The 25,995-nt window shown below is 67.9% G+C and carries 25 protein-coding genes and 1 pseudogene; 16 read left to right on the top strand and 10 right to left on the bottom strand.

Annotation, left to right across the window (positions count from 1 at the left end; all coding sequences use genetic code 11):
* The first annotated feature begins 148 nt into the window (after positions 1-148).
* The 6 genes from Q8Q80_RS06560 to Q8Q80_RS06535 are packed head-to-tail and all read left to right on the top strand — an operon-like array spanning position 149 to position 5,599.
* Positions 149-1,171: a MoxR family ATPase gene (locus Q8Q80_RS06560; protein ID WP_305632152.1), complete on the top strand. Its 1,023-nt coding sequence runs from the start codon at positions 149-151 to the stop codon at positions 1,169-1,171.
* Entirely contained in the window at positions 1,168-2,031 is an 864-nt protein-coding gene (locus Q8Q80_RS06555; RefSeq protein ID WP_305632151.1) for a DUF58 domain-containing protein, read from the top strand. The genes Q8Q80_RS06560 and Q8Q80_RS06555 overlap by 4 nt, the downstream gene beginning before the upstream one ends.
* On the top strand, positions 2,028-3,050 hold the full coding sequence (locus Q8Q80_RS06550; protein ID WP_305632150.1) for a hypothetical protein: 1,023 nt from the start codon (positions 2,028-2,030) through the stop codon (positions 3,048-3,050). The genes Q8Q80_RS06555 and Q8Q80_RS06550 overlap by 4 nt, the downstream gene beginning before the upstream one ends.
* Positions 3,047-4,129 carry a vWA domain-containing protein gene (locus tag Q8Q80_RS06545; protein WP_305632149.1) on the top strand — a complete coding sequence of 361 codons (1,083 nt, stop codon included), beginning with the start codon at positions 3,047-3,049 and terminating at the stop codon, positions 4,127-4,129. Before Q8Q80_RS06550 ends, Q8Q80_RS06545 begins: the two co-directional genes overlap by 4 nt.
* The gene (locus Q8Q80_RS06540) at positions 4,126-4,662 is read left to right on the top strand and encodes an MxaK protein (RefSeq protein ID WP_305632148.1); all 537 of its coding nucleotides are present in this window, start codon (positions 4,126-4,128) and stop codon (positions 4,660-4,662) included. Before Q8Q80_RS06545 ends, Q8Q80_RS06540 begins: the two co-directional genes overlap by 4 nt.
* A 10-nt stretch (positions 4,663-4,672) precedes the next feature.
* Entirely contained in the window at positions 4,673-5,599 is a 927-nt protein-coding gene (locus Q8Q80_RS06535; protein ID WP_305632147.1) for an MxaL protein, read from the top strand.
* A 242-nt stretch (positions 5,600-5,841) separates the two neighbouring features.
* Here Q8Q80_RS06535 and Q8Q80_RS06530 read toward each other — a convergent pair whose 3' ends face one another.
* From Q8Q80_RS06530 to Q8Q80_RS06520, 3 genes are all read right to left on the bottom strand, one after another.
* Positions 5,842-6,231 (bottom strand): carboxymuconolactone decarboxylase family protein, encoded by a 390-nt coding sequence (locus Q8Q80_RS06530; protein ID WP_305632146.1) that lies wholly within the window; start codon positions 6,229-6,231, stop codon positions 5,842-5,844.
* Between the two features lie 101 nt (positions 6,232-6,332).
* Positions 6,333-6,743 carry a PIN domain-containing protein gene (locus tag Q8Q80_RS06525; RefSeq protein WP_305632145.1) on the bottom strand — a complete coding sequence of 137 codons (411 nt, stop codon included), beginning with the start codon at positions 6,741-6,743 and terminating at the stop codon, positions 6,333-6,335.
* Complete coding sequence (locus tag Q8Q80_RS06520) at positions 6,740-7,009, bottom strand: hypothetical protein (protein ID WP_305632144.1); 270 nt, start codon at positions 7,007-7,009, stop codon at positions 6,740-6,742. Before Q8Q80_RS06520 ends, Q8Q80_RS06525 begins: the two co-directional genes overlap by 4 nt.
* A 334-nt stretch (positions 7,010-7,343) precedes the next feature.
* Here Q8Q80_RS06520 and Q8Q80_RS06515 point away from each other — a divergent pair, with 334 nt between their 5' ends.
* Positions 7,344-8,534 (top strand): OpgC family protein, encoded by a 1,191-nt coding sequence (locus tag Q8Q80_RS06515; protein WP_305632143.1) that lies wholly within the window; start codon positions 7,344-7,346, stop codon positions 8,532-8,534.
* 9 nt (positions 8,535-8,543) lie between these two features.
* Here the strand turns inward: Q8Q80_RS06515 and Q8Q80_RS06510 are convergent, their stop codons facing one another.
* The 3 genes from Q8Q80_RS06510 to Q8Q80_RS06500 form a co-directional block, all read right to left on the bottom strand.
* The gene (locus Q8Q80_RS06510) at positions 8,544-9,242 is read right to left on the bottom strand and encodes a type VI secretion system tube protein Hcp (RefSeq protein ID WP_305632142.1); all 699 of its coding nucleotides are present in this window, start codon (positions 9,240-9,242) and stop codon (positions 8,544-8,546) included.
* A gap of 159 nt (positions 9,243-9,401) precedes the next feature.
* A complete protein-coding gene (locus Q8Q80_RS06505; protein WP_305632141.1) occupies positions 9,402-10,181 on the bottom strand; it encodes an SDR family NAD(P)-dependent oxidoreductase in 780 nt (259 codons plus the stop codon).
* Positions 10,182-10,207: 26 nt separating this feature from the next.
* The gene (locus Q8Q80_RS06500) at positions 10,208-10,537 is read right to left on the bottom strand and encodes a YnfA family protein (RefSeq protein WP_305632140.1); all 330 of its coding nucleotides are present in this window, start codon (positions 10,535-10,537) and stop codon (positions 10,208-10,210) included.
* Positions 10,538-11,006: 469 nt separating this feature from the next.
* Here Q8Q80_RS06500 and Q8Q80_RS06495 point away from each other — a divergent pair, with 469 nt between their 5' ends.
* Both Q8Q80_RS06495 and Q8Q80_RS06490 read left to right on the top strand, forming a co-directional pair.
* On the top strand, positions 11,007-12,206 hold the full coding sequence (locus tag Q8Q80_RS06495; RefSeq protein ID WP_305632139.1) for an MFS transporter: 1,200 nt from the start codon (positions 11,007-11,009) through the stop codon (positions 12,204-12,206).
* 69 nt (positions 12,207-12,275) lie between these two features.
* Positions 12,276-12,707, top strand: a complete 432-nt coding sequence (locus Q8Q80_RS06490) for a hypothetical protein (RefSeq protein WP_305632138.1) — start codon at positions 12,276-12,278, stop codon at positions 12,705-12,707.
* An 81-nt stretch (positions 12,708-12,788) separates the two neighbouring features.
* Here the strand turns inward: Q8Q80_RS06490 and Q8Q80_RS06485 are convergent, their stop codons facing one another.
* From Q8Q80_RS06485 to msrA, 4 genes are all read right to left on the bottom strand, one after another.
* Positions 12,789-16,799: a translocation/assembly module TamB domain-containing protein gene (locus tag Q8Q80_RS06485; RefSeq protein WP_305632137.1), complete on the bottom strand. Its 4,011-nt coding sequence runs from the start codon at positions 16,797-16,799 to the stop codon at positions 12,789-12,791.
* Positions 16,799-18,598 (bottom strand): autotransporter assembly complex family protein, encoded by a 1,800-nt coding sequence (locus Q8Q80_RS06480; protein WP_305632136.1) that lies wholly within the window; start codon positions 18,596-18,598, stop codon positions 16,799-16,801. The genes Q8Q80_RS06485 and Q8Q80_RS06480 overlap by 1 nt, the downstream gene beginning before the upstream one ends.
* Positions 18,599-18,631: 33 nt before the next feature.
* Complete coding sequence (locus tag Q8Q80_RS06475; RefSeq protein WP_305632135.1) at positions 18,632-18,976, bottom strand: FKBP-type peptidyl-prolyl cis-trans isomerase; 345 nt, start codon at positions 18,974-18,976, stop codon at positions 18,632-18,634.
* A gap of 84 nt (positions 18,977-19,060) precedes the next feature.
* Positions 19,061-19,615 carry a peptide-methionine (S)-S-oxide reductase MsrA gene (gene msrA, locus Q8Q80_RS06470; protein WP_305632134.1) on the bottom strand — a complete coding sequence of 185 codons (555 nt, stop codon included), beginning with the start codon at positions 19,613-19,615 and terminating at the stop codon, positions 19,061-19,063.
* A 272-nt stretch (positions 19,616-19,887) separates the two neighbouring features.
* Between msrA and Q8Q80_RS06465 the strand changes: the two genes are divergently transcribed.
* From Q8Q80_RS06465 to Q8Q80_RS06435, 7 genes and pseudogenes are all read left to right on the top strand, one after another.
* Positions 19,888-20,907, top strand: coding sequence for a MoxR family ATPase (locus Q8Q80_RS06465; protein WP_305632133.1), 1,020 nt, complete (start codon positions 19,888-19,890; stop codon positions 20,905-20,907).
* Positions 20,908-20,932: 25 nt separating this feature from the next.
* Positions 20,933-21,784, top strand: coding sequence for a DUF58 domain-containing protein (locus Q8Q80_RS06460; RefSeq protein ID WP_305632132.1), 852 nt, complete (start codon positions 20,933-20,935; stop codon positions 21,782-21,784).
* 1 nt (position 21,785) lies between these two features.
* Complete coding sequence (locus Q8Q80_RS06455; RefSeq protein WP_305632131.1) at positions 21,786-22,748, top strand: nonribosomal peptide synthetase MxaA; 963 nt, start codon at positions 21,786-21,788, stop codon at positions 22,746-22,748.
* Positions 22,745-23,782, top strand: a complete 1,038-nt coding sequence (locus Q8Q80_RS06450; protein ID WP_305632130.1) for a vWA domain-containing protein — start codon at positions 22,745-22,747, stop codon at positions 23,780-23,782. The genes Q8Q80_RS06455 and Q8Q80_RS06450 overlap by 4 nt, the downstream gene beginning before the upstream one ends.
* Positions 23,779-24,318: an MxaK protein gene (locus Q8Q80_RS06445; RefSeq protein ID WP_305632129.1), complete on the top strand. Its 540-nt coding sequence runs from the start codon at positions 23,779-23,781 to the stop codon at positions 24,316-24,318. Before Q8Q80_RS06450 ends, Q8Q80_RS06445 begins: the two co-directional genes overlap by 4 nt.
* Positions 24,318-25,298: a VWA domain-containing protein gene (locus Q8Q80_RS06440; RefSeq protein ID WP_305632128.1), complete on the top strand. Its 981-nt coding sequence runs from the start codon at positions 24,318-24,320 to the stop codon at positions 25,296-25,298. The genes Q8Q80_RS06445 and Q8Q80_RS06440 overlap by 1 nt, the downstream gene beginning before the upstream one ends.
* A gap of 305 nt (positions 25,299-25,603) precedes the next feature.
* Positions 25,604-25,995, top strand: a pseudogene (locus Q8Q80_RS06435) (PQQ-dependent dehydrogenase, methanol/ethanol family); the annotation flags it as partial.

Genomic DNA, 25,995 nt, shown 5'->3' with positions numbered 1-25,995 from the left:
CGCCCATGCCGTCGAATGCACGGTGGCCGCGCTCACGCCTTGCCTGCACGCTGGGCAACTTGCCCGCCACCTCCTGCCTAGACTGCGCCGCTGTCGGTGCATGGGCAGCGCCCCGCCTCCACTTTCGATTCCGCATCCGGGAGACAGCATGATCAGAGAAGAACACCTGCAGGACTGGCGCGACGCCGCACTGCGCGTCGAAACCGAAGTCCGCAAGGCCGTGATCGGCCAGGACACCGTGGTGCGGCTGATCAACGTGGCCCTGTTCGCGCGCGGCCACGTGCTGCTCGAAGGCGATGTCGGCGTCGGCAAGACCACGGTGCTGCGTGCCTTTGCGCGCGCCATCGGCGGCGACTTCGAACGCGTCGAAGGCACGGTCGACCTGATGCCGAACGACCTCGTCTATCACACCTACGTCGACGCCGACGGCAAGCCGCGCATCGAACCGGGCCCGCTGCTGCGCCACGGCGAGCGGCTCACCACCTTCTTCTTCAACGAAATCAACCGCGCCCGCCCGCAGGTACAGTCGCTGCTGCTTCGCGCAATGGCCGAGCGCACGGTGTCGGCGTTCAACCGCGAATACAGCTTTCCGCACATGACGGTGTTCGCCGACCGCAACAAGGTCGAAAAGGAAGAAACCTTCGAGCTGGCTTCGGCCGCGCGCGACCGATTCATGTTCGAACTGCGCATGGAAACGCCGCGTGACCCGGCCGTGCGCCGCGCCCTGGTGTTCGAAACCGGCTTCCACGACGTCGACGCGCTGATCGATCGCGTCGCGCCTGGCGTTCTGGACTGGCAGTCACTGAACTCGATGGCGGCGGCGATCCAGCAAAGCGTGAGCGCGAGCGAGGCGCTCGAACGCTATGTGATGGATCTGTGGGACGCGAGCCAGAATCCGGCCGCCTTCGACGTGCGCATCGATGGCGTCGACATGAAGAAGCTCATCCTGGCCGGCGCCAGTCCGCGCGGCATGAGCGCCCTGCTGCGCGCCGCGCGCGTTGTGGCCTGGATGGACGGTCGCACCCATCTGGTGCCGGACGACGTGCAGGCCATCCTGCCGTCGACGCTGGGCCATCGCGTGTTCTTCACACCCGTGTACGAAATGCGCCGGGCGCAGATCGCCGACGCGCTGGTCGCGCAGATCATCGAGAAGGTCGCCACGCCGCGATGAGCGACGCCGACGAAATGCATGAATTCCACTACCGGCTGCCGCATCGCGCGGCGGGCCCGCGCCCGGGTTCGCACCCGGGCAGCAGCCTGGGTGCCGGTCAGGAATTCGTGTCGCACATGAGCCTGTACGACCGGCCCGACCCGCGCCGGCTCGACCTGCGCGCCAGCCTGCGCAGCACCACCGGCGACTGGCTGGTGCGCGTCAATCGCCAGCGCGTCGGCGTCACCGTGCAGGTGCTGGTGGACGTGTCCGCCTCGATGGGCTTCGGCGCCCGCCGGCGCAAGCTCGACGTCGCCGCCGACTTCGTCGAATCGCTGGCACACAGCGCCTCACGCATCGGCGATGCGCTGGGCATGCTGGCCTTCGACCACCGCGAACGCGCCGACCTGTGCGTGCCGGCAACACTGAGCCGCGGCCTCGGCAGCGTGATGGCCGACAGTCTTCGTCAGTGCGAACCGGCCCCCGGCGGCATCGAAGGTCTTGAGGATGCTTTGCAGCAGATGGCCGGCCGCGAGGCGCTGGTATTTCTGGTCAGCGATTTCCACTGGCCGCTCGACCGTCTGGGTGCCGCACTCGACCTGCTGTCGCATGCCTTCGTCGTGCCGGTCATCGTGTGGGACCCGGCTGAAACCGAACCGCCGTCGCACGACGCCATCGCACCGATGCGCGACGCCGAAAGCGGCATCCGCCGCACGCTGTTCCTGCGCCCGAAACTGCGCACGCAGTGGCGTGACGCAGTGGCCGCGCGGCGCGCCGAGCTGGATGCCTTCTTCTCCGCGCGCGACCTGCGCCCGTTCTTCATCCACGGCGCCTTCGACGCCGAGGCGATGTCCGATTACTTCTTCGAGGCCACCGCATGACGCTCCCGAACCGCGCGTCCCGCCCCCTGCCCTTCGTCGCCTGCGCCCTGTTTTACGCAACGGTCGCGACCGCGCAGACACCGCCTGCACCCGCCCCGGACCCAGCGCCCGACAGCATTTCCGAAACCGTTGCGGTACCGGCCGAAGCAGCGGCGGATGGCACGCCGCCCGCCGCCGCACCGGACGTCGCACCGATGCCCGCTCCTGCTCCGCAGGGGCGTCCGGCACAGGTCGAGCAGCCACGCGCCTACGGCCACACGCTGGGGGATCTGCTGACCCAGCGCGTGCTGCTCGAAATCGACGGCACACCGGTCGACGTCGCCAAGCCGCCGGCCCCCGGTCGCGTCGGTGTCTGGCTGGAACGTCGACCGACCCGTGTCGAACGCGATGCCGACGGGCGACGCTGGCTGGTGATCGAACATCAACTGATCAATGCGCCGCAGGCGCTTACCGCACTGACGCTTCCCGCGCTCGACATCGCGACCTCCGGCGGCCTGCTCGGCGTGCCGGCATGGCCCATCAGCGCAGCACCGCTGACGCCGCGCAACGCCTTCGCTCAGGGCGCGCTGGACGCGCTGCAGCCCGACCGCGCGGCGCCCGCCGTCGACACCGCGTCGATCCGGCGGCAGATCGCGCTGTGGGGCGCACTGTGCATCGCCACGCTGCTGGGCTGGGCCGGCTGGCTGGGCTGGCGCAGCTGGCGCGCCGGCCGTAACCAGCCGTTCGCCCGTGCGTTGCGCGAACTGAACACGCTGCGCGGCCGTGGCAACGACGCACCGGACGCCTGGCAGGCGCTGCACCGCGCCTTCGACCGTACCGCCGGACGCAGCCTGCAGCCGGCTTCGCTGTCGCGCCTGTTCGAGCGCGCACCGCACTACGCACCGCTGCGTGCCGACATCGAGCGCTTCTATGCACAGTCGGCGACGCTGTTCTTCGGCGAAGGCCAGCCGGATGACGCCCTGCCGCTGCACAGCTTCGCCCGCCGGCTGCGCAGCATCGAAAAGCGGCACGAAGCATGAGCGTCGGCGCCATCGACTTCGCCCAGCCCTGGGCGCTGCTGCTGTTGCCGCTTGCGGCACTGCCTCTGCTGCGCCGGCGGCGCGACACGCTGCTGTTTCCGACGCTGGACTGGCTGCCGCGCGACCGCGTCGGTCGCATCGCCGGATTCGCCTGGCGCGCGCTGGCGGTGCTCGCGCTGGTCGGCATCGTGCTCGCACTGGCCGGTCCCGGTACGCCGGAAACCACGGTGACACGCACCGGGCGCGGCGCGGAAATCCTGATCCTGATGGACCGCAGTCGCAGCATGGACGCCAAGATGAAACCCGCCGACTGGCGCACCATCGATCCGCATTCCATGCTGTACCAGGTCGAATCGCGCGGTGAGCCGAAGTCAGCGGTGGCGCGTGACCTGCTGTCGAAATTCGTCGAGCAGCGACCGGACGACCGCTTCGCGCTGATGTTCTTCAGCGCCGGACCGATGAACGTGGTGCCCTTCACCCAGCACGACGCCGTCGTGCAGGCCGGCATCAAGGCGGGCGGACTGGGGCGCGGGCTGTCCGACACCGATGTCGGCCGCGCACTGACCGCCGCCATCGGTACCTTCGATACGCGCGCCTACACCGGCAGCCGCATCATCCTGCTGGTGACCGACGGTGGCACCCACCTGGACGAACCGACGCGCAAACGCGTCCGTGAAGGTCTGCAGGCCAACCGCATCGCGCTGCACTGGCTGTACCTGCGCACGCTCAACGCGCCGGAACTGGACGCCGAAGCGAGCGCACCGCCACCGCAAGCCGAGGGCGACGACCCGGCCGCGATCGAAATCCGCAATGCCTATTACGCGCAGGAATCGATCGCCGAGGTGTCGCTGCACCGCTTCTTCCAGTCGCTGCCGGTGACCTACCGCCTGTATCAGGCCGACAGCCCGGAAGACCTTGCCAAAGCAGTGGCTGAAGTGGGTCGGCAACAGAACTTCCCGCTCGACTTCGACGAGCGCGTGCCGCGGCAGGACCACAGCCGTTTCCTCTTTTCGCTGGCGGCGCTGTGCTGCGCGCTGCTGCTGGTCTATCGATCCCTACTTCTGCGGAGCTGGCTGTGAAACGACGCACCGTCCATCTGATCTTCGCCACCACCGCCTTGCTGACCGGTGTCGCAGCCGGCTGGCAGACCACGCAACTGTGGCAGGCCGAACGCGTGAATGCCGCCATCGCCGCCGCAGGCAACATCGATGCCGACCTGCCGGAAGCGCAGTTCGCGCAGGCGCTGGCGCTGAGCCGCGGCGCCGACAGCGAAGCCGCGACCCGCGCCTGGAAGGCACTGATCGCCGGCGAACGTCCGGACCTGCGCCAGGGCGCACGCTACAACCTCGGCAATCTGCATCTGCGCGAGGCGCTGGCGCGCGGCGAAGCCGACGTCGCCAACGCACTGCCGCTGGTCGAACTGGCCAAGCAGCGTTACCGCGACGCGCTGCGCGAACACCCGGACGACTGGGACGCGCGCTACAACCTCGAACGCGCACTGTGGCTTGCTCCCGAGATCGAGCAGGCGGCTGCGGCGGCCGACGACGGCCCGGCACCGCCGAAGGAGCGCGTCGTCACCACGCTGCAGGGCGTGCGGCTGGACCTGCCGTGAAGGCGCGCGCATGAGAACCCGTGCCTTCCTGCGCAATCTGCTGGCCAGCCTGCGCGAGCGCGACGCGCGCTCGCTGCTGGCGGCGCTGGCGCTGCTGGTGTTCGCCGCCGTGCTGCCGCCGGTGAATCTGCCGCGCGACAGCTGGGACACCATCGTCGTGTTCGACCTGACGCAGAGCATGAATGTGGAGGACTACGAACTGGACGGCGTGCCGGTCAGCCGGCTCGCCTACGCCCGCGAATCGGCCAGGCGCGCACTGCGCGAGCTGCCGTGCGGCTCGCGCGTCGGCTGGGCCGGCTTTGCCGAGTACCGCACGCTGCTGCTGCTGGCGCCGATCGAAGTGTGTGCGCACTACGGCGACCTGCTTGCGTCGCTCGACCAGATCGACGGCCGCATGCGCTGGGGCAATTCGAGCGAGGTGGCGAAGGGCGTGTTCTGGTCGGTGCGGGCGGCGAAGGAGATCGGCGACACGCCCAGCATCGTGTTCGTCAGTGACGGGCAGGAAGCGCCGCCGCTGCGCGACGGCGACAAGCCGGGCTTCGACGACATCAAGCCGGGCGACATCCGCGGCTGGGTCATCGGCGCCGGCGGCGAAGCGGCACGCCCGATTCCGAAGAGCGACGACGACGGGCGCCCGGTCGGCTACTGGAAAGCGGGCGAGGTCATCCAGCGCGAGCTGCGCAGCGCCGACGGCAAGCGCGTGCCGGGCAACGAACACCTGTCGGCACTGCGCGAGACGCACCTGCGCGCCATCGCGCAGCAGGTCGGCTTCGACTACGCGACGCTGGCCGACGCCGATACGCTGACCCGTGCCATGAAGAACGCCGACGCGGCGGTGTCGCGCCCGATACCGACCGACCTGTCGTGGCTGCCGGCGGCGCTCGCCCTGATCATCCTCATCGCCCGCTTCCGCCCGGAAGCACGCAGCCAGCGCTGACGCGAGATCGACCCGCGCGCGCTGTCGCCAAACCTTACACGCCGGAAGATCGCCGCCTCGACAGGCCAACACCTGCAATTCCGGGACGGCGAACAGGCGACCAGCGGCATCGCATCGAAGCCGACGCCGCCTCCGGCGCGACCGGACTTGTGGTGAGCCCCGCACTCAGTCCCTCTTCGGGCATCCGGATCACGTTCGGCCGGACGGCTACCACGGTGGCCCCAACCACATCGCATTTTCGGTCAGCCCGCTGTTTGCTCCGCCCGCCAGGCATCGACCACTTCCTGTGCCGCCCTGAAGGCATCGACCGACGCCGGCACGCCGGCATACACCGCGCAGTGCAGCAGCGTTTCGCGGATTTCCTCCACCGTACAGCCATTGTTCAGCGCGCCGCGCACGTGGCCCTTGAGCTCGTTCGGGCATTTCAGCGCCGTCAGCGCCGACAGCGTGATCAGGCTGCGCGTGCGCCGGTCCAGCCCGTCGCGCGTCCATACGCCGCCCCAGGCATGTTCGTTGATGAAGGCCTGCAGCGGCTGCGTGAAGTCGGTTGCATTGCCGAGCGCGCGATCCACGAAGGCATCGCTCATCACTTCGCGGCGTACCGCTTCGCCGCGCTTCGCGCCATCACTCATGATCTGTTCTCCGGTTCCGTTCGTGTCGAGCGGCGGATTCTACGGATTCGGGGCGCATCAGGTGCCACGGACGGCGCCCTCACCTCTTGCCCGGCGTCGCATCAAGCGAGTGCGACGGCGTTCAGACCGGCGACCCGGCTGAATGCAGCATCACCGGTCAGCATGGCGTGCCCGGGCCCGAGTTGCAGGCAGCTCGCGGCCTGCAGTGCATCGGCCGCGCGCAGGCCATAGCGCACCCGGATTTCGGCGGCCAGTTCAACCACATCGCGGCTCAGTTCCACCCAGATGATGTCCGGGCGGGCAAAGAAGGCATCGAACATGGCCAGCCGCGCGGCGTCGTTCGCCTTCATCGGACCGACGCGACATTCGAGCCAGCTCAGGCGACTGAGCGCCGTCGCAGCATCCGGATGCTGCTGCATGATCGAGCCTATCGCATCGCATACCCGCCCCCGGAATGGCTCGGCGCCCTCGACCAGGTAGATCAGCGCGCTGGCATCGAAGAACACGATCACCAGGCGCGCTCGCGATCCAGTCCGGCGTCGATGTCTGCCTTGTTGCGCGACGCTGCAGGAGAGTGCGCCAGCAGCCACTGCAGCGCAGTCATCCCACCCGTAACGGTGTGCTGCGCCCCGATGAGGCGCTGGTAATCCGCCTGCGACAACACGACCGCAGCGGGTTTGTTGCGCTTGAAAATCTGCACCGGGCCACGCTGCAGCCCCTCCTCGATCGCAGCCATGCCACGTCGCTTGATTTCGGCAACCGTCAGGATATTGGTCACGAACTCACCTGTCGTTACGTAAAGGCATGAAAGTACTGAAACCAGTACTGAATAGCAAGATCCCGTTCCGGTTCCGGCCGTGGTGGTGGGGCGAAGCTCAAATCATCAGAGGGGCATTGCTTCGCCCACCATCACCAGACGTGCGCAGTCGTCAGGCGGTCATGGCCGGAAGAGGCAGATGGCGCGCCCGGCATACGCCGATCACCGCCCTTTCCCGGCGCGACGGCAGCATCAGCACTACGCCGCAGGTCAGCGGCTTGCTTTATCCTTCGGCGTCCCGTCCGCGCGGCTGTCGGCCCGGGCACCCGACTGTTTCCGACTGGAGTTGCACGCGATGTCCGGCCACTTTCCGAACACGCGCGACCTGCGCATCGATTTCTTCCGCGGCATCGCGCTGGTCTGCATGTTCTGGGACCACATACCCGGCAACCCGCTGGGCTACCTGACGCTGCGCAACTTCGGCCTGAGCGATGCGGCCGAGCTGTTCGTCTTCCTCGCCGGTTACGGCGCGATGCTTGCCTACGGCCGCGTGTACGTGCGCGACGGGTATTTTCCGGCGGCGCTGAAGGCGCTGCGCCGTGCATGGATACTTTACGTGGCGCATGTCTTCCTGCTGGCGCAGTTGCTGGCGGTCGTGTTCGTCGCCAATGCGCGGGTCGAAACGCGTGACTTCATCAGCGAAATGGGGCTGGCCTACTTCCTGAACGAGCCCGAAGCCGCGCTGGTGGGCGGCGTGTTGCTGCAGTTCAAGCCGGTGCTGATGGACCCGCTCCCGCTGTACGTCATCCTGATGGCGGTGCTGGCCGGTGTGCTGCCGCTGCTGGTGCGCCACCCGTGGTGGGTGCTCGTGCCGTCGGCGCTGCTCTGGCTGCTTGAAAAGCACGTCGGGCTGAATCTGCCGGCGGCGCCGGAAGGCGTGTGGTTCTTCAATCCGCTGGCCTGGCAGTTCCTGTTCTTTCTCGGCGCCTGCTGCGCGCGGCCGCGGCCGCTGATCCGCCTGCACGCGATCGACCGGCGCGCCTTCGACCGTCTGCTGCTGCCGCTGTCGTGCGCCTTTCTGCTGGGTTCCTTCGTGCTGTCGCTGTCATGGCGCGCACCTGATCTGCATGATGCGGTGATGCCCCTGACCGTGGCGCAGTGGATCTACCCGATCAGCAAGACCGACCTCGACCTGCTGCGTGTGCTGCACTTCCTGGCGCTGGCCTGGGTCGCCGCGCGCTGGGTCCGTCCGGGTGCATGGCTGCAGCGTGGTGTCGCCGCCGCCTTGTGCCTGATGGGCCGCTACTCGCTGGAGGTGTTCTGCCTGAGCGTGCTGCTGGCTCCGCTGGCCGATGCGGCCGGCGCACTGTCGGGCGACTCACCCGGCATGCAGGTGCTGGCCGGCATGACCGGCGTCGCACTGATGACAGCGCTGGCGGCCTGGCTCGACATGCTGCGCCGACCGCAGAAACCGCACAGCGCTGCGGTGGCGAACGCGGAGGCCGGGCTGGTGCCGCAGGGACCTCCGGGCAAGGGCATCCTGTAGCCGCGGCGCTCAGCCGAACTGCAGCCTGCGCCGGCGCGCCACCCAGCCGATCAGGCCGAGTCCGGCCAGCAGCAGGGCCGACTGCTCGGGCTCGGGTATCGGCTGCGACACGTCGAGCAGGATGGGCGCCTCGGGTGACGCAAGCTGCATCAGTACGCGTGCGTCGCCCTTCACCCCTGCCAGATCCCAGATTGCCGTGATGGGGTCGCCCAGCTTTCCGCCCTTGTCCTGCGGAATGTAGGCGAGCCCGATGCGCGTGTAACTCAGGCTCAGCGATGCCTGCGGCTCGTCGCCGCCCGATGTCCCCGACAGGCTCAGCGAGGTCAGCGTGACGTCATCGAAGGTCATCGTGAAGTAGCGATAGGACTTGTCTTCGCCCGCTTTCACGAAGCTGAGCACCACCTCGTCGAAGGCCTTGCCGCCGACCACCCCGGCAAACAGAGTGGGGATGCTCTGATTCACCGCCTGCGTCCAGTGCAGATCGCCGAATACCGCCTTCGATGCCGTACCGCCGGTGGAACCGGTCGGCACGGTATTGAATACGTTCCAGCTGAATGAAGACACCTCGATCTGGTCCTTGAAATCTTCGGCGACCGAACCGCCATCGATACCCGGAATCTTCAGGTAGTAATCGGCGGCAAGTGCCGGCGCGCCCGTCAGGCACAAAGTCGAGGCGGCAATCCATGAGGCGGCAAGTCGGCGTTTCATCGGTTTCTCCCGAAAAATGACTGGAATCCATCTGCCGGGTCGGGCCTGCTCGACCGTGCCGGCGCAAGCGCTGCACGCGAACACTATCAAGGACAACTGTCCGCGCACAGCCTTGAAGACCGTGTTCCCCCTGCTGTTCGAGGCGCGTCGTGACGCAGTTCAGAAGGCGCCCTTCACCGTGCCGCCATCGACCCGCACAGCCGCCCCGGTGGTCGCCGACGCCAGCGGGCTCGCCAGATAGACGACCATCGCGGCGACTTCTTCCGGCGTGGCGAAGCGCTTGATCAGCGAGGTCGGGCGCACCTTTTCGAAAAATTCCTTTTCGAAGTCCTCGAAGCTCTGGCCGCTTTCATCGGCCAGCGTCTGCACGAAGTCCTCGACGCCGCGCGAGCGGGTCGGGCCGGGCAGCACGCTGTTGACGGTGATGCCGGTGCCGGCCACCGACTCGGCCAGACCGCGGGCAATGGCGATCTGTGCCGACTTGGTCATGCCGTAGTGGATCATTTCGGCCGGAATCTGGATGCCGCTTTCGCTCGAGATGAAAATGATGCGGCCCCAGTTGCGCCGCTTCATGCCGGGCAGTACGTGACGCGACAGCCGCACGCCGCTCAGCACGTTCACGTCGAAAAAGCGGCTCCAGTCGGCATCGGGAATGTCTTCGAAGGCTTTCGGCTCGAAAATGCCGAGGTTGTTCACGAGGATGTCGATGTCCGGGTGCGCCTGTGCCAATGCGTCGGCGCCGGCCGCGCTGGCCAGATCACCGGCAAAGCCGATCGCGCCGACACCCAGCTTTGCGACGGCGGCATCGACCGCCACCTGCGTGCGGCCATTGACGATGACGCGCGCGCCTTCGCGCAGCAGCGCCTCGGCGATGGCGTAGCCGATGCCGGCGGTGCTGCCGGACACCAGCGCGAGACGGTTCTTCAGTTGCAGGTCCATATGGAATTCTCCTCGGTGAAAGGGCGTCAGGTTCGCGGCGCGAACATGATGATGGCCATCCCGGCCAGCGCCACCGTGACGCCGGTGATGTCCCACAGATGCGGGCGCTCGCCGTCGACCAGCCACAGCCACAGCACGGCGACGCACACATACACGCCGCCGTACGCCGCATAGACACGTCCGGCGGCAGTCGGATGCAGCGTCAGCAGCCAGACGAAGACGGCCAGCGACAGCGCCGCCGGCAGCAGCACCCAGACCGGCGCGCGGTCCTTCAGCCACAACCAGGGCAGATAGCAGCCGACAATCTCCGCCAGCGCGGTGGCGACGAAAAGCGCCGTGGTGGAAAGCAGGTTCATCGGCCGAAGATAACCCGGCCGGACACGCGATGGTCGGCGCATCGTCGAACTTCGAGGTTCCCCGTACGCAACAGGGGCAGCCGTCGATCCGGCGCGGCGCGTGTGGCGCGGAAGCATGCGCCGTCTTGTTGGGCATCGCTTCGCTCACCCCAACCTACGGGAGGCTGCATCGCAGATCGAGGTGAGCGCAGCGATGCCCAACAACCCCGCAGGTCGGGGTGAGCGCAGCGATGCCCAACACCCCCGCAGGTCGGGATAAGCGCAGCGATGCCCAACACCCCCGCTGGTCGGGGTAAGCGCAGCGATGCCCAACACCCCCGCAGGTCGGGGTAAGCGCAGCGATGCCCAACGCCCCGTAGGTTGGGGTGAGCGCAGCGATGCCCAACACCCCGTCCCTCTCCTGCTCCCACGGACGAACGGCACAACGGCCTGTGCTAGCCTCCCGCCACCCGAAGTCCTGCTCAGCGCCATGCCTTCCGCCCTCCCCGCCGTGCTGTGCGCCGCCCTGCTGCTGATGGTCACGATGGGCGTGCGCCAGTCGTCCGGCCTGTTCATTTCGCCGATCAATACGACCACTGGTCTGGGCATCGTCAGCCTGAGCCTGGCGCTGGCGATCGGCCAGTTCGTCTGGGGCGCGATACAGCCGCTGGCCGGCGCAGTGGCCGATCGCTACGGGCCGGGTCGTGTACTGGCCGCCGGGCTGATCGTCCTGGCGCTCGGTTGCGCGCTCACACCCTTCATGGACAGCAGCTTCGGCATGATGATGGCGCTTGGCGTGCTGTCGGCCGCCGGCTCCGGCGCCGGCAGCTTTTCAGTGCTGATCGGCGCCGCCTCGCGCAAGCTCGATTCGGCGAAACGCGGTCAGGCGGCCGGCATCATCAACGCCGGCGGCTCGCTCGGCCAGTTCGTGTTTGCGCCGCTGGCGCAGAAGCTGATCACCACCGTCGGCTGGATGGGTGCGATGTATGCGCTGGCCATCGCCGCGCTGGCCGCACTGCCGCTGGCGCGCGCGCTGCGGGCACGCGAACCGGTGGTCAGTCACGCCACGCCCGATGGCAGCGGCGGCCTGCGCCATGCGGTGCGCGATGCGCTGCGTGACCGCAGCTATCTGCTGCTGCATGCCGGCTTCTTCACCTGCGGTTTTCACATCGCCTTCCTGATCACCCACCTGCCGGGCGAGGTCGGGCTGTGCGGCCTGCCGGCCGAAGTGGCAAGCAGTGCGCTGGCGCTGATCGGGCTGGCCAACATCGCCGGCAGCCTGCTGGCCGGCTGGGCGGTCGGCCGCTGGCGCAGCAAGATGATCCTGTTCTGGATGTACGCGTCGCGTGCGGTGCTCATCCTGATCTACCTCGCATCACCGCAGACCGAATGGACCTTCTACCTGTTTGCGATCGGTCTGGGCGTGACCTGGCTGGCCACCGTACCGCCGACCGCCGGCGTGGTCGGCAAGCTGTTCGGCACCCGCTATCTTGCAACGCTGTTCGGCCTCACGCTGCTGTCGCACCAGATCGGCGGCTTCTTCGGCGCATGGCTCGGTGGGCTGGCGCTGGAGCACACCGGCAACTATCTGTGGATGTGGTACGCCGATGCCCTGCTGGCGGCCATCGCGGCACTGGTGAATCTGCCGATCCGCGAGGCGCGCATGCCGCCGGCCGCAGCACGGGCGTAGGCGGATGCCGATGGCGGTATGGCCGATCATGCATGACAATGGTGCGATCACAATAAAGGGAGAACACTGATGAAACTGCTCGGCGCACTCGGAATACTCGTGATGGGCCTGCTCGCCGCCTTCGTGATCGCGAACTGGAGCGTGCTGGTCATGCCGGTCGAGGTGTCGCTGCTGGTGGCGACCATCAATGCACCGGCCGGCATCATCCTGCTCGGCGCCACGACCTTGCTGCTGGTGCTGCTCGGCGCCTACACGCTGACGCTGCACACGTCGACCATGCTTGAAGCACGTCGTCATGCCAAGGAGCTGCGCGAACAGCGGCTGCTGGCGGATCAGGCCGAAGCGTCGCGCTTCACAGAACTGAACACCGCGATGCAGAAGGAATTTGCCGAACTGCGCGCGGCGATGCAGCAGACGACGCTCGACTCGGTGAATTCGCTCGCTGCAGCGATCGGTGAGGTGGAGGACAAGTTGGACAGGTCGCTCACCGGACGCCAATAGGAATCCGGACAGACGTTTCAGGCTGCAGGGACGGCGCGCCCGCCTTGCCGACTTGAGGCGCGAGTCCCGCGCCGGTTTTCCTTATTTGAACGAAAACACATACCTCACATCCACCGCCTGTTCGGTACCGGTGCTGCCGATCAGCGCAAGATGGCGGGTCAGCGTCCAGGTCAGCTTGACGACGCTGGTCGCGCCGGCGACGCCCTGTTCGTACGACAGCAGTGCATTGTTCGTCAGCCGCTTGCCCATACTGACCACCTGGCCGCCGACCGTCGTGCTGCTGCGCTGCGAACTGCTCACCACCTGACTGCGCGGACCGCTGGCGATCGAACTCTGGGTCAGGGCAATCTGGTCGAGACCGAGCGCCTGGGCCAGCGATCCGGTGATGCCTTCGCCCTCGCCGCCCAGCAGCGCACTGGCGGCAGTTGCCAGCATCGACAGATCCGAGCCGCGGGCGGTTTCCTGGCCGCGGCCAAGCACGATCCACGACAGTTTTTCGGAGTCCGGCATCGCACTGTCGGATACCAGTCGCACGCGCGGCCGCTGCACGGTGCCGCTCACTTCCACGCCAGCCTGCACAGGCAGGTTCGGGCGGATGGCGCGCACGTTCAGCCCCGGATTGGCCAGCGAGCCCTGGAAACTGACGACGCCGCGTTCGATGTCGAGATTCTGGCCATAGGCGCGATAGCGGCCACCCACCGTGCGGATGTTGCCGGTGGCGCTGATGCCGCGCCCCTGATCGCGCAGCGCCAGCTGGCCGGCCAGCCGCGTATCGAGCCCGCGCCCCTTGAAATAGAGCCGCTCACCCAGATCGACGTCGATCTTGAGCGCCAGCGGCGGCCCGCTTGCGGCGGCGCCGTTGCGACCTTTCATCACGACGTCGTCGCCGAGCGTCGGCGGCGACTCCTCCGGCACGGTGAACAGCCCGGCATCGGCCGTCAGCGACAGTTGCAGCGCAATGCCGGCCTTGGCCGAGCCACGCACGCTGCCGTCACCGGACAGCATGAGCCACTGCTCACCGCCCTGCAGCGGCACGAAACGGCGCACCTCGATCGCGATGTCGGCCGCCGCCGTGGCCAGATCAACCGTGCCGCGCGCAGAGAGCCGGCCCGGCTCCTTCGTCAACGCCGCGGCATTCAGGCGTGGATCGGCCGGCGCGCGCACATTGGCGCTTTCGAAGCTCAGGCTGTCGAGATTCAGCCGGTCGCCGGCGAACTGCGCACGCAGGCTGCCACGCTCCAGCCGCAGGCCTTCGTCGGCCAGCCGGAAGGTCAGGCCGTCGCCGTCGATGCGACCCGACAGCTCCGGCGCACGCAGCCGCCCGGCCATCTGCACGTTGGCCCTCAGGCTGCCGGCGGTTGTCATGTCGAGCCGCAGCGCGCGACCGATCCAGTTCAGCGTCGGCACGTCGAGCGTCGCTTCGCCGGTGGTCTGTGCATCGAGGTCGGGCAGCCACAGGCTGCCGCTGCCGTCGTGGCGCAGCGGCACGCGCACCGCGGCCTGAAGCAGACCGACATCCGGGCCGGCGACACGCGCCGTGACATTGGCCGACTGGCCGGCGAAATCGATCTGCGCGCGCGCCTCGCTGAACGCAAGTTCGACCCGGCCTTCACCTGATATGACGGCGCTACCGCTTTCGCGAAACACCGTGATCCGGCCGCTCAACCCTTCGCTGCCGGTCAGCGCGGCACCGACCGCCCAGTCGGCGCCCAGCGTCAACGGCGCACGCACCGCGATGCCGGCTTCACGGTCGCGCCACACGAGGCGCAGCGGAAAGCCGCGCATGCGGCCGCTGGCGTCGAGGCGTTCCGGCGTCCACAGCGTGCGCGCCAGCACCACCTCACCGCCACCGGTCAGCGCCAGCGTCGCTTCTTCGAGGGCCACACGCTGCTTCGACGCCGACAGTGACGCCGGGCGAACCAGGCTGGCGCTCAGTTCAGGCGACAGCACCAGCTTCAGCTGATTGATCCGCCCGGACCAGGACGGGCCGTTACCGGATGACAACAGGGCGCCCTGTGCCGCGAGCTCGAGCGACTGGCGCAGTGGCGCATCACCGCGTTCCGCCGGCTGATCGGCGAGTTTCACGCTGGCCGACAGTCGATGCGCCGCGCGCGTGCCATCGATGTCCAGTTGCACCGCCTCGATGGGCGCCGGTGCCGACGGGCTGCGCAGATCGGCCGCCACCAGCTTCAGGGTCATGCGCCCGTCGGCACCGGGCGCGAGTTCGGCACTGACATCGGCGCTGGCCACGCTGCCCAGCTCACCCAGCCTGAGTGCGCGTGCGGCCAGCGTCAGCGTGCCGAAAGGCGCGTCCAGCGTACCGGCGAGGCGACCGCTGCCGGAGATGCGACCGGCCAGTTCCAACCCGGTCAATGCACGCAGCGGCGCCAGACGCTGCGCGTCCAGCGACCAGTCGAGCACGTCGTCTGCCTTGCCGGTGCGGCCACCGAAGGCGCCCTGCGCAGCCAGCCGGTTGCCCGCCCAGTCGAGTGCGATGGCGATTCCGGACAGCCGGCGGCCCTGCAGCCGGCCTTTGACGGTACCCGCGAGGGCCTCGCCCATCAGCGTGCTGGGCGCGAAGTCGAGCGCCACCAGCGCGTCGATCTGCGGCTTGATCTGTCCGTTGGCGGAAAATTTCGCCGACAGACGGGCCGCCGGCACGCGCGCGAACGCAGACGGGTCGAACTTCTGCAGTTCGCCGGACAGCCGGAACGCCAGCGTGTCGTCCAGCTTCAAGCTACCGGCCAGCGTGGATTCGGCTCCGCGCGCCGACACCCGGGCGCGTTCCAGCGTGAGCAGCTGCTGCGCCACGTCGCCGCGCGCCTCTATCGCGATGCGGCTGGCGCCGCGGTCGGTCAGTGCAATGTCGAACTGCTGGCGCTCGCCCGACGCGCTGATGTCGATGCGCCCGCCCAGCTTCGTTGCCACGCCCTGCCCATGCAGCGCGGCGGTGTCGACATCGCGCAGCACCAGCGCCGCGTGCACCGGCAGATCGCCTTCGGCACGCCAGCCAGCTTCACCGCGGATGTCCCCGCCCCCGGACAGCTCGATCAGCAGTTCGCGCAGATCGACGCGCGTCAGGCTCGCCTCGACCTGCGCCGACAGCGTACTCACCGGCACCCGGTCCCGGTCGATGCGACCCGGTTCGCTGTTGCGCGCCATCAGCGGTCCGGTCAGCGTGAGAGCCGCACCGTCGCGCGGCTGCAGATCCGCCTCGACCGTCCAGCGACCGGCCGGGGCTGCGGCGTTCAGTCGCTGCGGATCGAATTCGTCGAGCAGCAATTTGAGCGCGGTCAGCGGCTGTTCGAGGAACGGCCGGGCGCTGACTTCGGCCTGACCTGACAGCCCGAAACCCCGGGCGCGCAGCGCAGCGGTGGCGCCGTCGACCAGCGCGCCACCCAGCACGGCGGTCGCCGAGTAATCCTGCGCCGTGAAAGCCACCTCGCCGGACAGCGCAAACGGCGCAGCGCCGACCAGCGAGAGCGCACCCGACAGCGCCCCCCACGGCGTGGTCACGGCGACCTCGTCCAGCCGGTGCGTCACGCCATCGGAGTCGATGGCCGCCTTGACGTCGGTGAGCACGATGCCGTCGACATCGGGCGCCGAGTACTCGGCGAGCACGATGCGCGCGATGTCGAGCCTTGCCTTCAGCGGGAGCGGCAGCGCGAGGCTGGACGGCGTGGTCGGCGGCTCCGCACTCGATGAGGTCGCCACGCGCAGTTCGCCCATCGACAGCCGTGCGATGTCGAGCCGGCGATCGAGCAGCGCCGCGACCGGCGTCCAGTCGAGCGCCAGCGATGAGGCTTCGGCGCGCAGCGTGCCGTCGTCGTAGATCATTTGAGCCAGCCGCGGCGCCGTCCACAGGCTGCCGGATTCGACCTCGACCGACTGCAGTGCCGGCACGGCCCACTGCGCGCCGGCGGCGATCGCGCGCAGGCCACCGGCGGTCGCCACCAGCCAGTACACCAGCAGGAAGGGCAGCGCGATCAGCGCAACATCGGTCAGTGCGACGCCGGTGCCACGCACGCGACTGCGCGCGCGCAGGCTGCGGCGCGGCACCTCGGGTTGCGGAGATTGATCGGGTGCGTTCATCAGAAGGCGATGGCAAGCGAAAAGTGCGGCCGCCAGGTCTGTTCGCGTTCGCCGTAGGCAATGTCGAACGCGATCGGGCCGACCGGCGAACGCCAGCGCACGCCGGCACCGGCGCCGTAGGCGAAGTCGAAATCCTTGCGGCTGTCGGTGGCGTCGCCGGCGTCGACAAACACCGCGCTGCCCCACTGATGCGACCACCAATGCACGTACTCCGCGCTGAGCACGCCGAGCACCCGGCCGCCGACGATGGCGTTGCCTTCGCGCACGCCGAGCTGCAGGTAGTCGTAACCGCGCACCGAATTCGAACCGCCGGCGCGGAACAGGAAGTCCTGCGGCAGCGCGTCGGCCTTGCCGCCGGTCAGACCGGCTTCGCCGCGCAGGATGATCTGGTCGCGCTCGCCGACCGGTATGAACCACTGCGCCCTCGTATAGGTACGCAGGAAATTGGTGTCGGACAGCAGACCTTCGACACCACCGCCGATCTGGGCGTTGAGCACCCAGCCGCTGCGCGGATCGAACGGGTCATCGACCTCGCGCCAGGTCCACGACGTGTTCAGTGCCAGTGACTTCTGCGTGCTGGTGACCAGACCGTCGATTTCGCGCTGCTCGCGCTGCAGGCTCAGCGAGTGGCGGATTTCGATGTTGCCGCGGATGCGCGCGCGCACCGCGCCGATGCCGACGCGCTTGGTCACCAGATCCTGGATGTCGGCGCTTTCGGCCAGCGCGCCGAAACTGTCACGGTAGCCGCCGGCAGCCGGCGGCAGCAGCACGTCGGCAAACGCGATCTGGCGCAGCTGTTCGAGACGCACGGCGGTATTGAACAGCCATGAGCGGTTGAACAGATTGTTGTCCGACCAGCCCACCTCGGCGCGGTAGCCGGTGTTGCTGCTCAGGCCGGCGCCGAACGACAGCCGGCGCGAACTGGCTTCGACCACGGCAACGCGCACCGGTGTTGCAGCCGCCGCGGACGGATCGCGATCAACGCTGATCTGCGCCGAGCCGAAATAGGGTGACGACAAAAGCGCGCGTTCGAACGCCAGCAGGGCATCGGTCGAATACGGGTCGCCGGCACGCACGGTCGAGTAGCGGCGCACCAGATCGAGGTCGTGCAGCGCCAGCCCGGTCGCCTCGATGTCGCCGAAACGGAATGCCGGACCGCTGTCGAGCCGCAGCAGCAGGTCGACCCGGGCGGCGGCGGCATCCACTTCGGCCTGGCTTTCAATGAGCGCGCCGGCGGCATAGTCATGCGATGTCAGCGCGTCGAGCAGGTACTGCTTGGCCGACGACCAGGCGGACTGACGAAAGGGTTGCCCCACCGCCAGCCGCCAGCCCCGGCGCAATTCGTCGCGCCGCTCGGCGCGTTCGGGTTCGGCATCGGCAACCGCCCCCTCGAACTCGATGTCGACGCGACCGATGAGGGCGCGCGGGCCGGGCTCGATGACCAGCCCGGGCGGATCGCCGCCGATTTCGACCGTCGGCGTGAAATAGCCTTCGGTCGACAGCAGTTCGGTTACTTCGCGCCGCAACCGGCGCAGCAGTCGGCGCTGCGCGCGTTCGTCGATCAGCGCTTCACGCAGCACCAGCGAGCGCGCATGACGTTCGAGCATGGCATTCACCTCGCCCGGCAGCGCGTTCGGACGCAGCGGCAGACGACCGAACTCGGCAGCAGGTCGGGTGTCGTCCGGCACAATTTCCGACATGTCGTCGGTCTCCGCCCCATCGTCAACCGCCGGCTCGGCAGCGCCGACCGGCGTCACGCAGATGGACAGACAGAAAAGGAAGGTAAGCGGCGAGCGCATGGACTGGCCGCGCAGTTGCCGAGGCCGGCGCAATCAGCCTGCGCTCAACAGCTCGACCTCGAAAACCAGGGTGGCGTTCGGCGGGATGACACCGCCGGCACCGCGCGCGCCGTAGCCCAGGTGCGGCGATATGGTCAGCTTGCGCACGCCGCCTTCCTTCATGCCCACCACGCCTTCATCCCAGCCGCCGATGACCTGGCCTGCGCCGAGATTGAAGCCGAAGGGCTGATTGCGGTCCTTGCTCGAGTCGAACTTCTTGCCGTCGGTGAGCCAGCCCGTGTAGTGCACGCTGACCCGCTGACCGGCAACCGCTTCGGCGCCGCTGCCCGGGGTGATGTCTTCGATGATGAGACCGCTTTCGGTGGTGATGGCAGACATGTCATTGTTCCGTTGGATGAATGGGAGGGTTGCAGTTTACCCGGCCGGAGCGCCGGTCAGCGCAGTCAGGTCCGCGCGATGGTGTCAGCAAACCCGGGTCTTGACGCGTGTCGCGAACAGCCGGCGCAGCTTGTCTATCTTCGGCGCCACCACCGCCATGCAGTAAGGCTGCATCGGATTGTGGTCATAGTAGTTGAAATGATAGGGCTCGGCCGGCCAGAACGTGACGTCGCCTTCGACCCGGGTGACGATGGGCGCGGCAAAGCGCTGTGCGTCGGTCAGCTGTGCGATCACGTCGCGGGCGATCGCCGCCTGCACGCCGTCGCGGCAGAAGATCACCGATCGGTACTGGCTGCCGACGTCATTGCCCTGCCGGTTTTCGGTGGTCGGATCATGCAGCGCGAAAAACACCTCGAGCAGTTCGGCGAAACCGATGATCGACGCGTCGAACGAAATGCGCAGCACCTCGGCGTGGCCGGTAAGGCCGCCGCACACCTGTTCATAGGTCGGATTCGGCACCGGACCACCGGCATACCCCGGTTCGACCTCGATCACGCCTTCGACACGGTTGAACACCGCCTCCAGGCACCAGAAACAGCCGCCGCCCAAGAGGGCGGTTTCAGTCGGTACGGCAGTCATCATCAGGTCCTCCATAGATTGGGCCGCCTTTTGATTCCGGCTCGGAAAGACGTTTGCAGCCCGCGGCTGCATTTGCCCGTTCATGAATCGACCCGCGGCGGGGGCCGAGGTTCATCCGGGCGGCGCCATGGTCGGTATCGGCATGTATCCGGGCCATTCACAGCGTTTTGCGAAGCACCGGGTCCGGCGCGCTGCAACATGCGCGGCGCCGGCAAACCTTGTATCGTTCGGGGCGAATTACCCGTCCATAAACGTCGCCGGAACCCAAGTTGATGCTCTCCCAGGAAGCCTTGCAGGACTGGCGCGGCCTTGCGCTGCGCGTTGAAGAAGAGGTGCGTCGCGCCATCGTCGGCCAGGACGACACCCTGCGTCTGATCAATGTTGCGCTGTTCGCACGCGGGCACGTGCTGCTCGAAGGCGACGTCGGCGTCGGCAAGACCACGGTGCTGCGTGCGTTCGCCCGCGCCATCGGCGGTGATTTCGAACGCGTCGAGGGCACGGTCGACCTGATGCCCAACGATCTCGTCTATCACACCTATGTCGACAACGAAGGCAAGCCGCGCATCGAGCCGGGCCCGCTGCTGCGCCACGGCGAGCGCCTGACGACCTTCTTCTTCAACGAAATCAACCGCGCCCGGCCGCAGGTTCAGTCGCTGCTGCTGCGCGCGATGGCCGAACGCACGCTGTCGGCGTTCAACCGCGAATACAGCTTTCCGCACATGACGGTGTTCGCCGACCGCAACCGGGTGGAGAAGGAAGAAACCTTCGAGCTGGCGTCGGCCGCGCGTGACCGCTTCATGTTCGAACTGCGCATGCTCACTCCGTCGGACGACGACACGCGCCGCGCGCTGGTGTTCGACCCGCGCTTCCACGACACCGATGCGCTGATCGACACGGTGACGCCGGGCGTTGTCGACTGGATGCAGATGAACACCATCGGCGCGGCTATCCAGCGTTCGGTCAGCGCGACCGACGCGCTGCAGCGCTACGCGATGGACATCTGGGCCGCCACCAGCGACCCGGTGAAATACGGCCTGCAGATCGACGGCGTCGACATGTCGCGCCTGATCCTGGCCGGCGCCAGCCCGCGCGGCATGGGCATGCTGATGCGCGCCGCGCGCGTGGTGGCCTGGATGGACGGCCGCGACTATCTGACGCCGGAAGACATGCGCGCCGTGCTGCCGTCTACATTGGTGCACCGCGTGTTCTTCACGCCGGTCTACGAACTGCGCCGTGCCGAACTGGCCGATGCGCTGGTATCGCAAATGCTGGAACGGGTTGCCACGCCCTGATCGGGCAGCGGGCAAGACCGGCACCATGAACGCTCCGAAAGACTTCCACTACCGCATGCCGCGACGCGTCGGCGGGCAGCGGCCGGGTGCGCACCGCAGCGTGACGGCGGGCAGCGGGCAGGAATTCATCGCCCACCAGACGCTGTTCGACCGGCCGGACCCGCGTCGGCTCGACCTGCGTGCCAGCGTGCGCGACCCTGAACAGCGCTGGCTGGTACGGGTGACGCGCCAGCGCGCCGGCATTCCGGTCTATCTGGTGGCCGACGTGTCGGCGTCGATGGCGTTCGGCTCGGCGGCCACCAAGCTGGAACGGCTGGCCGAGTTCGCCCGCTCGCTCGGTGATTCGAGTTTCCGCATGGGCGACGCCGTCGGCCTGCTGGCGTTCGACCGCACCGAACGCACCGACCTGATGCTGGCGCCGATGCGCTCGCGCGGCGCCGGCCTGATGATTGCCGAGGCGCTCCTGCGCAGCCGTGCCGACCAGCCGTCGAGCGCCGGGCTGGCCGAAGCCTGCATGCGCATCGCCGGCCGGCAGGCACTGGTGTTCGTGGCATCCGACTTCCACGCGCCATTGCCCGAACTGGGCAAGGCGCTCGACCTGTTGTCGCACGCACACGTCGTGCCGATGGTCATCTGGGACGAAGTGGAACCGCAGGCGCCGGACGGCGAAGGGCTGCTTGCCTTGCGCGACATCGAAACCGGTCGCCGGCGCGGGCTGTGGCTGCGACCGGTCATCCGCCGGCGCTGGAAGGACGCCTTCGCGCAGCGCCGCGCCGACCTGCAGAAACTGTTCGGCGACCGCGGCATGCGTCCCTTCTACATGACGGGTGCGTTCGATGCGGACGCGCTGTCGCGCTATTTCTTCGAGGCTGTCTGACATGCAACCCACCTACTGGAGACTGCGCCTGCTCAGCCTTGGCGCCGCGCTTGCCCTGCTCACGCTCGGCCCCTGCCATGCGCAGGACGCTGCTGCGCCGGCTCAGGCACCGGCTCAGGAGACCACGCAGGACGCTCCGCCTGCAGCCCCCCTGGCCGCGGCACTGTCGATCGCCCCCGAGGTGCAGCCGCTGCGGCCCTTCGGCCACGTCATCGGCGACGTGATCACCCAGCGCATCGCGCTCGAACACGAAGGTCGCCTGCTGGAACCCGACGCGTTGCCCGAGCTGGAACGGGTCGGCAACTGGTTCCAGCGGCGCGACGTGCGCATCGAACGCGATGCCGCCGGCCGGCGCTGGCTGGTCATCGACTTCCAGATCATCAATGTGCCGGATGAATTGCGGGCGCTCGACCTGCCGGCGCTCGACCTCGCAACGAAAACTCCCGGCGTGCGCCTCGAAACCGGCGTGCTGCCGGTGACCGTCGCGCCGCTCACGCCGACCATCGTGCTGGCGCGTGCCGGCCTGGAAGAAATGCGGCCGGACGCCGAGGCGCCGCGCATCGACACGGCGCCTCTGGAGCGGCGGCTTCACTTTGCGCTGTACGCGGCCGCCGCGCTGGCCGCCGCCTGGCTCGCGCTGTACGTGCTGCGCCAGCTGCGCGCGCGCAACAGCCTGCCGTTCACCCGTGCAGCGCGTGACATGCGCCACCTCGACCCGGGGTCGACCGCGATCTGGCAACGCCTGCACCGCGCGCTCGACGAAACGGCCGGTCATGTGGTGCGCGGCCACAACCTGGCGTCGCTGCTGGCGCGCGCACCCTGGCTGGCACCGCAGCAGTCCGAGCTCGAACGCTTCTTCGAGGCCTCGCAGAAGCGCTTCTTTGCCGACCACCCGGTCGATGGCCAGGAACCGGCTGCGCTGTGCGCACGTGTGGCCAGGCTCGAACGGCAGGCGCTGGCATGAATGACGCGGTGAATGGTCTGTTCGGCAGCCTGTTCGGCGGACTCGAATTCGCGTCGCCGCTGTGGCTGCTCGCGCTACCGCTGGCCCTGCTGCCGCTGTGGCCGCGTCGTCGCCACACGCTCGATTACGCCTGCATCGACTGGCTGCCACGCGACGGACTGGGCGATGCGCTGCTGCGCGGCGGCCGCATTGCAGCCGCGCTGGCCATGCTGGCCGCCATCCTGGGCGTGGCCGGCATCGGTCAGCCGGCCACCGAGCTGCAACGCACCGGCCGCGGCGCCGAAATCGCCATCGTGCTCGACCGCAGCCGCAGCATGGACGAACCGCTGGTGCCCAAGGGCCGGCAGCCGGTCATCGACTCATCGCACGAATCCAAGGGCAAAGTGGCGCGCCGGCTGCTCAGCGATTTCGCGCAACGGCGACCGGAAGACCGCTACGCGCTGCTGCTGTTCAGCTCGACCCCGATGGCGGTGGTGTCTTTCACTCAGCACGGCGACGTGGTGCAGGCGGCGATCGAAGCCGGCGGCATCGGCCGCGGCCTGTCGGAAACCGACATCGGTCGCGCCCTGCTGGCAGGTGCCGAACAATTCGAGCGGCGCGCCTACTCGGGCAGCCGCATCCTGCTGCTGGTATCGGACGGCGCCGCCCAGGTCGATCCCGACATGCGCGAACGCATCACCCGCGCGCTGAACAAGAACCGGGTCGCGGTGTACTGGGTCTTCATCCGCTCCGCCCTCAGCCAGGGACTGGATGGCGACCCGAACGACGGCAACATGCCGGAGGCGGCGCTGCACGCCTTCCTGAAATCGACCGGCGTGCCCTATCAGGCTTTCGAAGCCGAAGACCCCGAAGCGGTCAAGCAGGCGGTGGCCGAGGTCGACCGCCAGCAGAACCTGCCACTCGATTACGCCGAACGCATTCCGCGCCGCGACTTCTCGGCCTGGTTCTTCGCACTGGCTCTGCTGGCCGGCGCCCTCGCGCTGGCCAGTCGCCTGCTGACGAAACCGGCCTGGACACAGGACCTTCCATCATGAAACTTCGCCAGGCGGGCACTCTGCTCGTCATCCTGCTCGTGTTGAGCCTGCTGTTTTCGGCCTATGAAGCTTACCGGCTGTCGCAGGCGCGCGACTTCAACCGTCTGCTCTCCACCGCCGTCGATGCCGCGGCCACGCAGGACGCGCCGGAAGCCGAATTCGCCCGCGCGCTGTCGCTGGCCGCGCGCAACGACTACGAAGGTGCCGTGCGCGCCTACAAGGCGCTGTCGCGCGCGACCGAGGGTGCGCTGCTGGAAGCCGTGCTGTACAACCTCGGCAACCTGCACCTGCGCGAGGCGCTCAAGTACGGTCCGGAGGAAATCGGCCGTTCGCTGCCGCTGGCCGAACTGGCCAAGACCAGCTATCGCGAATTGCTGCAGCGCAATCCGCACCACTGGGACGCGAAGTACAACCTCGAACGCACGCTGCGCCTCGCGCCCGAGCGCGAGGAGGTGCTGACGGAAGCACCGCCGCTGCCGCAGAACAGCGAGCGCGCGGTGACGACCATGAAAGCCTTCACGCTGGGGCTGCCATGATGGTTTCGCCCGCTGTGCTGCTGGCCCGCGCGCGCAGTGCGCACGCGTTGCCGCTCAGTCTGGCGGTACTGCTGTTTGCGGTGGCCGCCGTACTGCCGCCGCTGCCGCTGCCCGGCCCCAGCTTTCACCATATGGTGGTGCTGGACATCACGCAGAGCATGAATACGCGGGATTACGAACTCGATGGCAAACCGGTCAGCCGGCTCGACTATGCCAAGCACAGTCTCGGCCGGTCGCTGCGCACCCTGCCCTGCGGCTCGCGCATCGGCTGGGGCGTGTTCTCGGAGTACCGTCTGCTGGCGCTGATGACGCCGGTCGAAGTGTGCGGCAACTACCACGAACTGCTGGCGACGCTGGCCAATATAGATGGCCAGATGTCGTGGGCCGGTGCCAGCGAGGTATCGAAGGGGCTGTTTTCGTCGATCCGCGCACTGCGCGACATGGAACAGCCGCCGTCGCTGGTGTTCGTCACCGACGGTCACGAAGCACCGCCGTTGAATCCGAAGATGCGACCGTCCTTCGACGGCGAGCCGGGGCTGGTGAAGGGCCTGATCGTCGGCACCGGCGGCGCCACGCTGAGCCCGATTCCGAAACTGGACCTCGATGGCCGGCTGCTCGGCTACTGGAAGGCAGACGAGGTGGTGCAGAGCAACACGGCCTCGCGCGGACGCAATGGCAGCGCAGCGCAGGAGACCATGGTCGACGAGTCCGGCCAGGCGATCGAGAGTACGCGGGCCAGCGGCACCGAGCACCTGTCGAACCTGAAGGGCGCCCACCTGCGCGATCTGGCGACCCAGACCGGCATGCGCTACGAGGCGCTCGCATCGCCTGACGAACTGGCAAATGCGCTGGTCGATCCGGCTTTCGCGCGTCAGCAATCGGTGCCTACGGAACTGGGTTGGGTGTCGGCACTGCTCGGTCTGCTGTGCCTCGCCTGGGCCTATCGCCCCGATCTGCGCCTTCCCCGCCCCACGGCTTGACGATGCATTACCGCTCTGTCGCGCGGTGATGCATCGTGCAACAGCGCGTCGCGCAGCCCGGGTTTCGAGCCGCTTGCGCCGTGCGCCCGGACCAATCAGGGAAAACCAACCATCAAGACAGGGACGGCTTCCCGATCTACGGGAGAAGGCTCACCCAGCCCGGGGAGAATCTCCTGCCGTTGCAGTTTGCCATGCTATAAAACCCATAACCCGATGGAGGCGAGCCACTTATGACCTCTCGGGCCGGCGGTTGCGTTTCGGTCTCGAAACGCCCCGGTTAAATAAATAGCAACAAGGAGAAGCCAATGTCCAGCAAGTTCAAGCAAGTGCCGCTATGGCTGGCTGCACTCGCAATTCCGGGGACCGCCCTGGCCAACGCCGATGTCGCCAAGCTGATCAAGGACCCGAAGAACTGGGCCATGCAGGCCGGCAACTTCGAAAACCAGCGCTACAGCACCCTGAACCAGATCAACAAGAAGAATGTGAAGGACATGAAGGTCGCCTGGACCTTCTCGACCGGCGTGTTGCGCGGTCACGAAGGTGGTCCGCTGGTCATTGGCGACACGTTGTTCGTGCATTCGCCGTTCCCCAACAAGGTGTTCGCGATCGATCTGGAAACCCAGAAGATCAAGTGGAAGTACGAGCCGAAGCAGGATCCGTCAGTGATCCCGGTGATGTGCTGCGACACCGTCAATCG

It is taken from the genome of Methyloversatilis sp. (genome assembly GCF_030698125.1).
In the GTDB taxonomy this organism is placed as follows: Bacteria; Pseudomonadota; Gammaproteobacteria; order Burkholderiales; family Rhodocyclaceae; genus Methyloversatilis.
Note: the sequence above shows the minus strand (reverse complement) of the source record. Positions and strands in the feature narration are given on the sequence as shown.